The sequence below is a fragment of the Kribbella sp. NBC_00359 genome, from assembly GCF_036097425.1.
Taxonomy (GTDB): Bacteria; Actinomycetota; Actinomycetes; order Propionibacteriales; family Kribbellaceae; genus Kribbella.
On record NZ_CP107975.1, the window covers coordinates 4,535,162 to 4,546,945 of the forward strand.

The 11,784-nt window shown below is 69.9% G+C and carries 9 protein-coding genes and 1 pseudogene; 4 read left to right on the forward strand and 6 right to left on the reverse strand.

Annotation, left to right across the window (positions count from 1 at the left end; translation table 11 throughout):
* Nucleotides 1–71 precede the first annotated feature (71 nt).
* The 3 genes from OG876_RS22320 to OG876_RS22330 all read right to left on the reverse strand — a co-directional run bounded on the left by OG876_RS22320 (nt 72) and on the right by OG876_RS22330 (nt 2,863).
* Nucleotides 72–1,049: an alpha/beta hydrolase gene (locus OG876_RS22320; protein WP_328518540.1), complete on the reverse strand. Its 978-nt coding sequence runs from the start codon at nt 1,047–1,049 to the stop codon at nt 72–74.
* Between the two features lie 159 nt (nt 1,050–1,208).
* The gene (locus OG876_RS22325; protein ID WP_328518541.1) at nt 1,209–2,000 is read right to left on the reverse strand and encodes an enoyl-CoA hydratase/isomerase family protein; all 792 of its coding nucleotides are present in this window, start codon (nt 1,998–2,000) and stop codon (nt 1,209–1,211) included.
* Nucleotides 2,001–2,032: 32 nt separating this feature from the next.
* On the reverse strand, nt 2,033–2,863 hold the full coding sequence (locus OG876_RS22330; protein ID WP_328518542.1) for a PaaX family transcriptional regulator: 831 nt from the start codon (nt 2,861–2,863) through the stop codon (nt 2,033–2,035).
* A gap of 166 nt (nt 2,864–3,029) precedes the next feature.
* Between OG876_RS22330 and OG876_RS22335 the strand changes: the two genes are divergently transcribed.
* The 3 genes from OG876_RS22335 (at nt 3,030) to OG876_RS22345 (ending at nt 7,392) form a co-directional block, all read left to right on the forward strand.
* Nucleotides 3,030–3,197 carry a DUF3117 domain-containing protein gene (locus tag OG876_RS22335; protein ID WP_012923066.1) on the forward strand — a complete coding sequence of 56 codons (168 nt, stop codon included), beginning with the start codon at nt 3,030–3,032 and terminating at the stop codon, nt 3,195–3,197.
* Nucleotides 3,198–3,378: 181 nt separating this feature from the next.
* Nucleotides 3,379–4,851 (forward strand): leucyl aminopeptidase family protein, encoded by a 1,473-nt coding sequence (locus tag OG876_RS22340; RefSeq protein ID WP_328518543.1) that lies wholly within the window; start codon nt 3,379–3,381, stop codon nt 4,849–4,851.
* A 108-nt stretch (nt 4,852–4,959) separates the two neighbouring features.
* Nucleotides 4,960–7,392: a glycosyltransferase gene (locus OG876_RS22345; protein ID WP_328518544.1), complete on the forward strand. Its 2,433-nt coding sequence runs from the start codon at nt 4,960–4,962 to the stop codon at nt 7,390–7,392.
* Between the two features lie 36 nt (nt 7,393–7,428).
* On the opposite strand, the gene OG876_RS22350 is transcribed toward OG876_RS22345, so the two are convergent.
* The 3 genes from OG876_RS22350 to OG876_RS22360 all read right to left on the reverse strand — a co-directional run bounded on the left by OG876_RS22350 (nt 7,429) and on the right by OG876_RS22360 (nt 10,456).
* A complete protein-coding gene (locus tag OG876_RS22350) occupies nt 7,429–8,664 on the reverse strand; it encodes a hypothetical protein (RefSeq protein WP_328518545.1) in 1,236 nt (411 codons plus the stop codon).
* Nucleotides 8,665–8,734: 70 nt separating this feature from the next.
* Nucleotides 8,735–9,892, reverse strand: a complete 1,158-nt coding sequence (glgA, locus tag OG876_RS22355; protein WP_328518546.1) for a glycogen synthase — start codon at nt 9,890–9,892, stop codon at nt 8,735–8,737.
* Nucleotides 9,893–9,910: 18 nt separating this feature from the next.
* Nucleotides 9,911–10,456, reverse strand: a complete 546-nt coding sequence (locus OG876_RS22360) for a GNAT family N-acetyltransferase (protein WP_328518547.1) — start codon at nt 10,454–10,456, stop codon at nt 9,911–9,913.
* A gap of 64 nt (nt 10,457–10,520) precedes the next feature.
* Here OG876_RS22360 and glgC point away from each other — a divergent pair.
* Nucleotides 10,521–11,729, forward strand: a pseudogene (gene glgC, locus OG876_RS22365) (glucose-1-phosphate adenylyltransferase); the annotation flags it as partial.
* Nucleotides 11,730–11,784: the final 55 nt, after the last annotated feature.

Genomic DNA, 11,784 nt, shown 5'->3' on the forward strand with positions numbered 1-11,784 from the left:
TCCCGTCGACAGCCACCGAGTAACTCCGATCGGCCGCCCCTGGTACGCCGAACTGCGTCAACCACCGCCGGTCACGTCGACGTTCCCGTCGGGATCGACGGCAACGCCGTACGCGCGTTCCGTCCCTCTACCGCGACCGCCTGATAAACGTTGCCTGAGGCATCAGTCGCGATCCCGCCGGTCCGGTCCTCAGCCGCCGTGCCGGTGATCGTCGCCTGCATCGGCGTCGCCGGCGGCTTTCCGATGTACTGGAAGATGTGCTTCGCCCCGTCCGCGAAGGACGGCCCCCAGACGTCCCAGTCGTGCCCGCCGTTGACGACCCGGAACTCCGACGTCAGGTTCGGCACCCGGACCGCCTGGTTGAACACGATGTGCGCCTCGAAGTCGAGGTCGTGTGTCGCGTCGATCGCCTTCGGGTTCTTGTACTCGTCGTCGCCGACCGCGATGTACATCTGCGACTGCAGCCCCGTCGATGCGAACGACTTCAACGCCGCAGGCCAGTTCAACCGACGGTACGTCGCCTCCGAGAACGGATCCGTACCCTTGCCGAAGGCACCGAAGTCCCGGGTGCTCGAATCCGCCGGCGGCAACGGGAAGTACACCGCCGGGCTGAGCACGATCGACGCACCGAACACGTCCGGATGCGCCAGCGAGTACCGGAGCGCGCCCGCCCCGCCCATCGAGTACCCGGCCACCGCGCGCCCGCTCCGGTCCGCGATCGTCCGGTACGTCGCATCCACGTGCGGCACCTGGTCCCGGAAGAACGCGGTCTCGACCGGCCGCCCCGGATCCGCGCCGCGATACGCGGAATCGACATACCAGCTGGCGCGGCTGCTCCACGGCGCGTCCGGCAGGATCGCGATCGTCGGCGGGATCTCGCCGGAGCCGATCAGCTCGTCGAGCCGGCTCTTCACCTGCGTCCAGGCCGCCATCGAGTCGCCGCGACCGTGCAGCAGGTACAGCACCGGGTAGCACTGGGTCGAGTCGGCGTACCCGGCGGGAAGGTAGACGTTGTAGTCGATGTCCTCGCCCAGGGTTGCCGACCGCACGGCGGCGGGGGTTGATCACTCCGGGCGAGGCGGTCGGTTGAGCACTCGAACCAGGCACGACAAGACTCCCAACCACGTGGCGACCGTCAGGGCGGCAGGCAGCAGCAGTTTCCTCACATCCAGGGTGTAATCGCTTACGTAAACGATTACAAGAGCAGGCTACCGGCCTTCGAAGGTGGGCTTCTGCTTGGCGACGAAGGAGGCGACCGCGTTGCGGTGGTCGTCGGTGTCGCCGGTGAGCTGCATCTTGCCGGCTTCGAACGCCAGCGACTCGGCCAATGTGTGGGTCGCCGAATACCCGAGCGACTGGCGGACGGCGCCGTACGCGACGGTTGGCCCCGCGGCGAGCTTGCCGGCCAGGTCGGCGACGGCGCCTTCGAAATCAGCGACCGGCACGACCGACGTGGCGAGGCCGAGGTCGAGGGCCTCGGCGGCGGGGATGGTGCGGGGGAAGTACAGCATCTCGAGCGCCTTGGCGTGCCCGATCAGCCGGGGGAGCGTCCACGAGATCCCGGTGTCGCAGGACAGCGCGATCCCGGTGAACGCGAGGTTGAACCCGGCCGTGTCCGCCACCACCCGGAAGTCGCACGCGAACGCCATCGACGCGCCGGCGCCGGCCGCGACCCCGTTCACCGCCGCGATCACCGGCTTCGGCATCTCCGCGAGCGCGAGCGCGATTGGCGCGTAGTGGTCCGGCACCGTGCTCCACAGCGCGGCCGTGTCGTTCGCCTCGAGCAGCCCGATGTGCTCCTTCAGGTCCTGGCCGACGCAGAACGCCCGCCCGGTCCCGGTCAGCACGACCACGCGTACGGCGTCGTCCTCGGCGGCGGCCTGGACGGTGTCGCGGAGCAGGACCTTGGTCGCGATATCGAGCGAGTTCATCGCGTCCGGCCGGTTCAGCGTGATGGTGGCCACGCCCTCGGCGACGGCGTAGGTGACGGAGTCACTCATCGTGGTCAGCTCCTTGACAGTCGGTGAGAATTTCAGTGGAGTGTCAGGCAGTCGTCGACGAAACGCCCGGCCGCGGGGCTCAGTCGTTCGGCGTGGAAATCGAAGAACGCGGCGGCCCGCGTGCCGGCCCAGTCGTCCGGCAGCAGCTCGGCCGGCAACCCCGGATCCCGGAACAGGAATTTGCGCCACTCGTGCACGAGCTCGGACCGGACCGCGAAGGCCTGCTCGTCGGTCGTGTCCGAGGTGGGTTCGTGGCCGGCGCCGTCCACCGAGGCCTTGGCCTCGATCAGCCAGGCGTCGTACGACGCGCCGAGCTCGTCCAGCCGCCAGACCCGGCGGGCGAACTCGACCGCACCGTCGTCCACAGGGGCGCGGAACCGGTCGGCGGCGATGCCTTCCACGCCGAGGATCTGGTCGACCTCGGCGTCGTTGCGCAGTCCGACCCAGGCACCGTCGGACAGCGGAGCCCAACCCAGGAAGGCGAGTTGGCTCGCCAGCTGTTCGCGGCGGCGCGCGTTCGGGACCTCGCGGAGGATGCCCAGATGCCAGTGCCGGTCCCAGTCGCCGGAGCCCCCCGCGCCGGCGCCGACCGGGGTGCCGTCGGGGGCGGTGCGGTAGATCCGGGCGGCCGCGTCGTCGAGCCTGCGACGCGCCCGGGAGGTCAGTGCGTAACCGGGCTGGCCCTCGAGCCGGACCGGCTCCAGCCAGCCCTGCCGGACCATCCGGGACACCGCGGTCCGGACCGCCGGCGGATGGACGCCGAGCGGCGCGAGCAGCCGGACCAGGGCCGCGACCGGGGCGCGCGCACCACGCGCGCGCAGGTGGTCGCCGTACAGGTCGAAAAGGGCTGAACGGGCGTGCACAAGACTTGAGTCTGCCGTATGGTGCACGGCTCTGGCCTGCGATCGGGAATAATGGGGTCCGATACACACTGCGATACGCGCCGACGGCGCATCACCGCAACGGCGCCGGCGACGGTTCCCCGCGCGGTGTCGTCGCTCAACACCGACACTGGGAAGGGGTGCGCGCATGGCGGCGATGAAGCCGCGGACGGGCGATGGTCCGCTCGAGGTCACCAAGGAGGGTCGGGGGATCGTGATGCGGGTTCCGCTCGAGGGCGGCGGCCGGCTCGTCGTCGAGCTGAATGCGGACGAGGCCACCGAGCTCGGCAACGCGCTCAAAGCAGTCGTCGGCTGACCGAATCCTCCGGGGGTGCCTCGCACCTCAGCCAATCACTTCGACCCCGGTGGGTGCCCTTTTCGGCACCGGCCGGGGTCGTTACGGTTGGCCCGGGCAAATACCACCTTTTGATCAAACCAGTGAGGTCGTCCTAGTGGCTCGCCGCAGCATCACTCCTCCGTTCCCGACTCTTCCGGCCGTGACCTGGCAGCCCGGTCTGCCGGTGCACGGCGCCCCGACCTGGGTGATCGTGGTCGGCGAGGGCGGCCTGCCGGCCGCCGGGAAGGAGGCCGGTGAGCGCCTCGGCGTCGACCTCGGCCGATTGCTCGAAGCCCAGCAGGCGACCGGCTTCACCCCATCCGCCGGCGCGACCGCGGCGTACCCGCTGCTGTCCGGCGAGGTGACCGAGATCCTGCTGGTCGGTGCCGGTGACGGCAGCGCCAAGGACCTGCGACACGCCGGTGCGGCGATCGCCCGGTTCGGTCGGGGCAAGGACGAGCTCACCACGGTCGTTGCCGAGGGCATCGATGATGCGGCACTGCAGGCGTTCGCCGAGGGCGTCGTGCTGGGATCGTTCACGTACACGCTGAAGACGGTCGACGCGGGCAAGCCGGTGCTGACCCGGCTCGTCCTGACCGACGGTTCGGCGACAGCGCGGCAGCCCGTGCTCGGCCGCGGCGTGGTGATCGGGCGGACCGGCTGGCTGGCGCGCCAGCTCGCGATCACCCCGTCGAACGAGAAGGACCCGGCCTGGCTGGCCGACCGCGCGACCGAGCTGGCCGCGTCGACCGGGCTGCAGGTGACGGTGTGGGACGAGAAGAAGCTCGCCGCCGACGGATTCGGCGGCATCCTCGCGGTCGGCCAGGGATCGACCCGGCCGCCGCGGTTCATCCGGCTGGACTATGTGCCGGACGGTGCCAGGAAGGACACGCCGTACGTCGTCCTGGTCGGCAAGGGCATCACCTACGACACCGGCGGCCTGTCGCTGAAGCCGCGCGAGGGCATGGTGTCGATGAAGCGCGACATGACCGGCGGCGGCTCGGTGATCGCCACCCTGTCCGCACTGCGTGAGCTCGGAGCGCAGGTCAAGGTGACGGGCCTGATCTGCGCGGCCGAGAACATGCCGTCGGGTTCGGCGTACCGGCCCGACGACGTGATCCGGCACTACGGTGGCCGCACCACCGAGGTGAAGAACACCGACGCCGAGGGTCGGCTGGTGATGGCCGACGGGCTCGCGTACGCCGTCAAGGAGCTGAAGCCCGATGTGGTCGTCGACATCGCCACGCTGACCGGCGCCATCAAGGTGTCGCTCGGATCGATGCTGTACGGCGGAATGTTCGCGACCGATGACGCCCTCGCCGACAACCTCGCCGACGCGGGCCGGGTCTCCGGTGAGGAACTGTGGCGGATGCCGCTGCCGGCCGAGTACGAGGAGTTGATCGCGACCCCGATCGCCGACTCGGTCAACAGCTCGAAAGGCCCGGGTTCGATCACCGCGGCCCTCTTCCTCAAGGCCTTCACCGGCGGCATCCCCTGGGCCCACTTGGACCTGTCGTCGATCGCGGAGTCGCCGGCCGACCGCTTCGAGTACTCAACCGGCGCCACTGGTGCCGGCGCCCGCCTACTCACCACCTGGCTGACCTCCGACACCCCGACCTCCGGCATCGGCTGACCCGCACCAAGCGCCCGCGCCGAGGGCCCGCCCAGCGCCCGCACTCTGCAACCTTTTGGCTCCTACGGCCCGTACTACGGCTACGTAGCGGACGCCAAAGGGGACGATGTGACGGACAGACCACATGTGGTGATGATGGTTGCCAACGACATCAGCAACGACAGCAGGGTTCTGAAGGAAGCTGCCGCTATTGCCGAAACCGGCCTGCGGGTGACACTGCTCGGTGTCTCCCGCGACGGCCGGTTGTCGATGGACAGTCTGGACGGCCGTGCGGTGATGGCGAGGCTGCCCGGGATCTTCACCCTTCGGGACAGCCGGTCCAGGCGCCGGGCCCGGCGCAGAAGCCGGCGGCTGCTGGGCGCGTATCTCCCCAAGGACCAGACCGCTCGGCGGGCGGCGATCACTGTCCGGCGTGCGGAACTGAGGCTGAGGATCCGTCGACGGTGGGCTCGGCGGCTGCGGGGCCGCTTTCTGCAGATCGCCTTCCTGGGGATGCGTGCTCGCCACGCGCTCACCGGTCTCGAGAGTCGCGCCTTCACGACCGGATGGCGTCTCTGGGACGGGCTGGTGGCTCGGGTCCCGTGGCGGGCCAAGTGGCCGTCCGTCGTCCCGGAGGCCTACGACTACGAGTTGATCTTCAAAGCGGTGATCGACGAGCTGGCCCCCGACGTCGTGCACGCGCACGACATGCACGTCATCGGCGTGGCGGTCCGCGCGGCCGCTCGCGCCAAGCTCGCCGGACGAACGATGAAGGTCGTCTACGACGCGCACGAGTATGTGCCCGGCATCGCGCGGTACGGCGCCCGGACGCCGCGGTTCATCGCGGCGTGGGCCAACCACGAGCGGGACTACATCCGCGCCGTGGATCGGGTCGTGACCGTCAGTCCGGCCATCGCCGAGCGGCTGCAAGTCGAGCACAAGCTGGCCGACCGGCCCGAAGTCGTCCTCAACACCCCTGACCTTCCCGACAGCATCACGGTCGAGGACGACATCAGGAGCCGCATCGGACTGCCCGCCGACGTACCGCTGCTGGTCTACAGCGGCGGCATCACCATCGTGCGCGGCATCGAGACCGCGATCAGGGCGTTGCCGAGCCTGCCAGGGGTGCACCTGGCGATCGTCGCCGTACCGACGCCTCACCAGCCCGCGGTCGGCGTACTGCGCAAGCTGGCGATCGAGGTCGGGGTGGCGGACCGGGTCCACTACCTGCATCCGGTCGGACCGCGCGAGGTGACCGGCTTCCTGGCCACCGCCGACGCCGGGATCATCCCCATGTTGCGCGCACCGAACCATGAGATGGCGATGCCGAACAAACTGTTCGAGTACAGCCTGGGCGGATTGCCGGTCCTCGTCAGCGACATGGCGAGCCTGAAGGAGTTCGTCGGCCGCCATGGGATCGGGGAAGCGTTCGAAGCCGGCAACAGCACGGACTTCGCGGCCAAGGCGAAGCTACTCCTGAGCCGCACCGAGACCTATCGCGAGCGGCTCGCCGATCCCGCGTACCGGCGTGAGGTCGCCTGGAGCGGACAGGCCGGCAAGCTCCGCAGCCTGTACGGCGAACTGCTCGGAACGGACCTCACCGTGGCCGAGAAGCCGTGGCGACGGCAGCTCCTGATCGGGCCGGTCAACGCCGGCGGTCAAGCCTGGCAGCTGGCCCGCGCGCTCGAGCGGCACGAGCCGTCGATCAGCGCGCAGTCGTTGCAGCTCGACGCGGACGATCACGATCGTCCGGCCGACATCACGGTGCTGCGATCGGAGCATCGCCCGCGCACCGCCTGGCAGATCGGGTTGGCCGACCACCTGCAGCGTGAGGTCACGCATGTGCTGATCGAAGCCGGTCGATCCCTGCTCGGTGAGGGCCTGGCGATGTCCTCCGGACAGGACTTGCCCCTGCTCGACCGGGCCGGCATCAAACACGCGCTCCTGCTGCCGGGCCCGGAGGATCGGCCGTCGCCGGAGGAACTGCGCGAGATCCTGGCAGGCTACGACGGACCACGGTTCGTCAGCGATCCCGGCGTACTCGCGCAGGTCGACGATCTCGAGTGGCTCCCGCTTGTCGTGGACCTGGAGAACCCGGCCTCGGTGCGGCCCGTCATGCAGCGCCCAGTGCCGGTCGTGGCCACCACGCGATCCGGCGACGAGCCGGTCCCGGCCGTCGTCGATGCCGCGCTGACCGGCCTGGCCGAGCGCGGCGTGATCGAGTACCTCCAGGTCTCGCCCCGTGACGGCTCGGCGGCGTGGATGCGCGAGGTGGACATCGTCGTCGACGATCTGTTCCTCGGTTCGTACGGGACACTGGCCTGCCAGGCGATGGCTGCCGGGCGTGTCGTGGTCGGACAGGTCCCGAAGGATGTCCGGGAGCGCCTTCCGGCCGAGCTACCGATCGTCCAGGCGAGTCCGGACGACCTCGCCGCGATCATCGAGCAGTTGGCCGGCGACCGGACCCTGGCCCGGCTGACGGCCGCCGACGGGCCGCGCTACGTGCGCGAACTGCACGACGGCCGCCGGAGCGTCGAGGTACTGCTCCCGTTCCTGGCCTGACCGGGCCTGCTACGCAGTCAGGGAACGACCGCAGCGCTAGGCCCAGTGACTGAAGGCGCGGACGATCTGCGGGTACGCCGCGAACGCCGTACCGAAGTGGTCGACGGCGCCCATCGAGTGCACGGTGACCTGCGCACCGCGAGCCCGGAGCCCGGTGGCGCAGGCATCCGCGTTCGCAGCGACGACGTCGGTGTCCTTGGTGCCGCTGTAGAGGTGGACCGGGACGCGCGGGGTCCAGTCGTGGCAGATCTGGTCTGCAGCCTGAAGGGCCCGCAGGAGACGGCCGGTCGGGTGCTGCAGCCGCTGGGCGAACTCCGGCGTGAACAGCTTGTCCGGCGAGTCCGGCAGCGCGGCGGCGATCTCCTCGTCGGGGTGTGAACCGTCGAACAGTCCCTCCAGGGTCTTCGCGTACGGCGCCTGGAACGCCTCGCGGGGATCGTCGTACAACCCGACGGTTCGGTTCCAGGCCGTGACGAAGTACGCGAGGTAGAAGGCCGCGGTCGCGGGCGCGACGCCGCCGTCGAAGGTCGCGGGCAGTTCGCTGCCGAGCAGGTCGTACGGCCCGGCGACGGCCTGCAGCGCACCGAGCCGGAACGGCCCGGCCTCACCCCGGCTCAGCGCCCGCCCGAGAGCGATCGAGGCCCGGCCGCCCTGCGAGAAGCCGGTGACCAGGACGTCCCGCTTCAGCGCGACACCGTGCCGCGCCGCGAAGGTCCGGGCCGCGAGCAGCATGTCCGCCGAGGCGGTGGTCTCGGTCTTGGTGTCGATGTACGGGTGCACACCCGGGCCGAGCCCCAGCCCGAGGTAGTCCGGCGCGACGCCGACCAGTCCCGCGCCGGCGAACAGCGCGGTGACGAGCCGGTCGGTCGAAGTGTCGTCGACCGAGGCCGCGTAGGCCTTGGTCGCGTTCGTGCCGTGCAGGTACTCCACCGCGGTCAGCGCACCCCGCCGCCCGTCCGGCAGCACGACGATGCCGCTCGCGGTCGTCGGCCGGCCGTTGTGGTCGACGGTCCGATAGATCAAGCGGTAGGCCGTGACGCCGTACCTGGCCGGTGGTGTGTCCGGGAAATCGGCGGCGGCGTCCAGCTGAGCCGCCGTCAGGGTAGCGATCGGGACGGCTGAGACGAGCGCGCCGCGGAGGGCGTGGACGCCGGTGACGGCAGCCTCGGACAGCGTCGGTTGGGTGACGGAGGCGTACGCCGACAGTGGGACGGTGAGCAGAGCAGCGCCGGCGAGCGTCGCGACGACGGTCTTCATCAGGCGAGATGTCATACCTCAACCCAACCGTCGCGCGACCTCCCCGGCCATGGTGCTCACCCCCGGCCCCAGGGTGGGGTTTCCCCTACCCGAGCAGGCTGTTGTAGAGCCGCACGGTCCGGTCCGCGACGGCGTCCCAGCCGAACTCCGACACCGCGCGCTCACGACCGGCCTTGCCCATCGCCTCGGCCTTCGCCGGGTTGTCGACCAACTCGTTGATGCCCGCGGCCAGGCCGCGCTCGAACGTGTCCGTGTCGTTCTCGTCGTACGGGACGAGGATGCCGGTCACGCCGTCGTCGACCACCTCGGGGATCCCGCCGACCGCGCTGGCCACGACGGCCGTCTCGCACGCCATCGCCTCCAGGTTGACGATGCCGAGCGGCTCGTAGATCGACGGGCAGCAGAACGCCAGCGCGTGCGTCAGCACCTGCCGGACCTCCTCGCGCGGCAGCATCTCGGAGACCACGAACACGCCGTCCCGGGCCAGCTTGAGGTCGTCGATCAGCGCGTCGGTCTCCGCCTTGAGCTCGACCGTGTCGGCCGCGCCGGCGAGCAGGACGAGCTGCACGGACGGGTCGAGGCGCAGACCGGCCCGGAGCAGGTGCGGCACGCCCTTCTGCCGGGTGATCCGGCCGACGAACGTCACGTACGGCCGCTCTGGGTCGACGCCGAGCCGCGCGAGCACGTGGGTCCCGGGGTCCGGCCGGTAGAAGTCGGCGTCGATCCCGTTCGAGATCACGTGCACCTTGGCCGGGTCGATCGCCGGGTAGCAGGCCAGGACGTCGTCGCGCATCCCGCGGCTCACCGCGACCACCGCATCGGCCGCCTCGTACGCCGTCTTCTCGGCCCAGCTGGACAGCCGGTAGCCACCGCCGAGCTGCTCGGCCTTCCAGGGTCGGCGCGGCTCCAGCGAGTGAGCGGTCACCACGTGCGGTACGTCGTACAGGAGCTTCGCCCAGTGACCTGCCATGTTCGCGTACCAGGTGTGGGAGTGCACGAGGTCCGCGTCGCCGACCCCGGCGGTCATGGTGAGGTCGGTGGACAGGATGCGCAGGGCCGCGTTCGCCTCCGGCATCCGCGGGTCGTCCTCGGAGTGCGCGGTCGCGCCGAGCCGTGGCTCGCCCATGCAGTGCACGTCCACGTCGATCAGGCGGCGGAGCTCGCGGACCAGGAAGTCCACGTGCACCCCCGCCCCGCCGTACACATCCGGAGGGAACTCACGCGTCAGGATGGCGACCTTCATGAGCCCGACGATAGGACATCAGCTCATCCGTGTCGGTACCCAGAAGCGGAGCTTTCCGTGTCGTTCGTCTTCCAATTCGCCACCGGCCGACTCGATCACGCGGCGCGAGCCCTCGTTGTCCAGGTCGCAGGTGACCAGTGCGGGATCGATTTCGAGGGTGGCCGCGATCGGCAGTGACTGGGTCAGCATCTGGGTCGCGTACCCCTTGCGCCGGGCCGACGGGCGGACGTAGTACCCGATGTGGCCGCCGAGCTCGGTCAAGGCCGGGGTCAGGTGGTGCCGGATCGACAACCGGCCGAGCCAGTCGACGCCGTCGACGAACCAGAGCACGGTCTGGTGCACGATGCCCGGCGGCAGCGCGGTCTCCGGCTCCGCCTCCGCCCGGATCGCCTCGATCATCCGGGCGAACTCCGCCGGATCGGCCGCCTGACCGCGGCTCCACTCCTCCTCCGCGCCGGCCACCGACCGGGCGCCCATCCACCGCTCCTCCTGCGGCCCCGCTTCGTCCCAGGCAGCCAGGAACGAACGGTGAACGGCAGCTGTCGGTACGACGAGGATCGGCATCTTCACAGTGTCGCGACACTCGCAAGCGCTTATGCACGGGGGCTCTCGGAGCTAAGGTGCGGACATGGCAAAGGCGCCCAGAGTTCTCGGAATCGTGCTGGCCGGTGGCGAGGGCAAGCGGCTGATGCCGCTGACGGCGGACCGGGCCAAACCGGCCGTCCCGTTCGGGGGCAGTTACCGCCTGATCGACTTCGTGCTGTCCAATCTGGTCAACGCCGGCTTCCGCAACCTCTGCGTACTGACGCAGTACAAGTCGCACTCGCTGGACCGCCATGTCACGCTCACCTGGCGGATGTCGACACTGCTGGGCAACTTCGTCACCTGCGTGCCGGCCCAGCAGCGGCTCGGCCCGCAGTGGTACCAGGGCAGCGCCGACGCGATCTACCAGTCGATGAACCTGATCGACGACTTCGAGCCCGACATCATCGTGGTGTTCGGCGCGGACCACGTCTACCGGATGGACGCCTCCCAGATGGTCGCCGCGCACATCGAGCGCGGCAACGGCGTCACCGTGGCCGGGATCCGGGTGCCGCGGGTCGAGGCGTCGGAGTTCGGCGTGATCAAGACCGGCGCGGACGGGTACTCCATCGACGAGTTCCTGGAGAAGCCGGCCGACCCGCCGGGACTGCCGGACTCGCCGGACGAGACGTTCGCCTCGATGGGCAACTACGTGTTCAGCGCCGACGTCCTGGTCGAGGCGCTGCGCAAGGACGCCGCCAACCCGGCCTCCAGGCACGACATGGGCGGGGACATCGTCCCGATGATGGTTGCCGAGGGCAAAGCCGGCGTCTACGACTTCCAGGACAACGACGTGCCGGGCGCGCTGGACCGCGATCGCTCGTACTGGCGCGACGTCGGGTCACTGGATTCGTACCACGAGGCGCACATGGACCTGGTCTCGATCCAGCCGGTCTTCAACCTGTACAACTCGGACTGGCCGATCTTCACCTCGCACCCGCAGTTGCCGGGCGCGAAGTTCACCGACGACGCGACGGTCGGCGAGTCGATCGTCTGCCAGGGCTCGATCGTGTCCGGTGCGATCGTGGAGCACTCGGTGCTCGGGGCCAACGTGATCGTCAGCGCCGGCGCGAACATCGAGCGGGCCGTCATCATGGACAACTGCAAGATCGGCGCGAACGTCGTGCTGAAGAACGTCATCCTGGACAAGAACGTCGTCGTCCCGGACGGCGTCGAGATCGGTGTCGACCCGGATCTCGACCGGGAGCGGGGGTTCATCGTGTCCAAAGGCGGGGTGACCGTGCTCGGCAAGGGGCAGGTGATCGCGCCGCCGCCGGTGGCGGCCAAACCGGAGCCCACCGCGCCGGAGG

Excerpts from the sequence above, each read along its gene's own strand:
- OG876_RS22325 (WP_328518541.1), bottom strand. The coding sequence starts at position 2,000 with ATGAGTGACTCCGTCACCTACGCCGTCGCCGAGGGCGTGGCCACCATC.
- OG876_RS22335 (WP_012923066.1), top strand. The coding sequence starts at position 3,030 with ATGGCGGCGATGAAGCCGCGGACGGGCGATGGTCCGCTCGAGGTCACC.
- OG876_RS22350 (WP_328518545.1), bottom strand. The coding sequence starts at position 8,664 with ATGACATCTCGCCTGATGAAGACCGTCGTCGCGACGCTCGCCGGCGCT.
- glgA (WP_328518546.1), bottom strand. The coding sequence starts at position 9,892 with ATGAAGGTCGCCATCCTGACGCGTGAGTTCCCTCCGGATGTGTACGGC.
- OG876_RS22360 (WP_328518547.1), bottom strand. The coding sequence starts at position 10,456 with ATGCCGATCCTCGTCGTACCGACAGCTGCCGTTCACCGTTCGTTCCTG.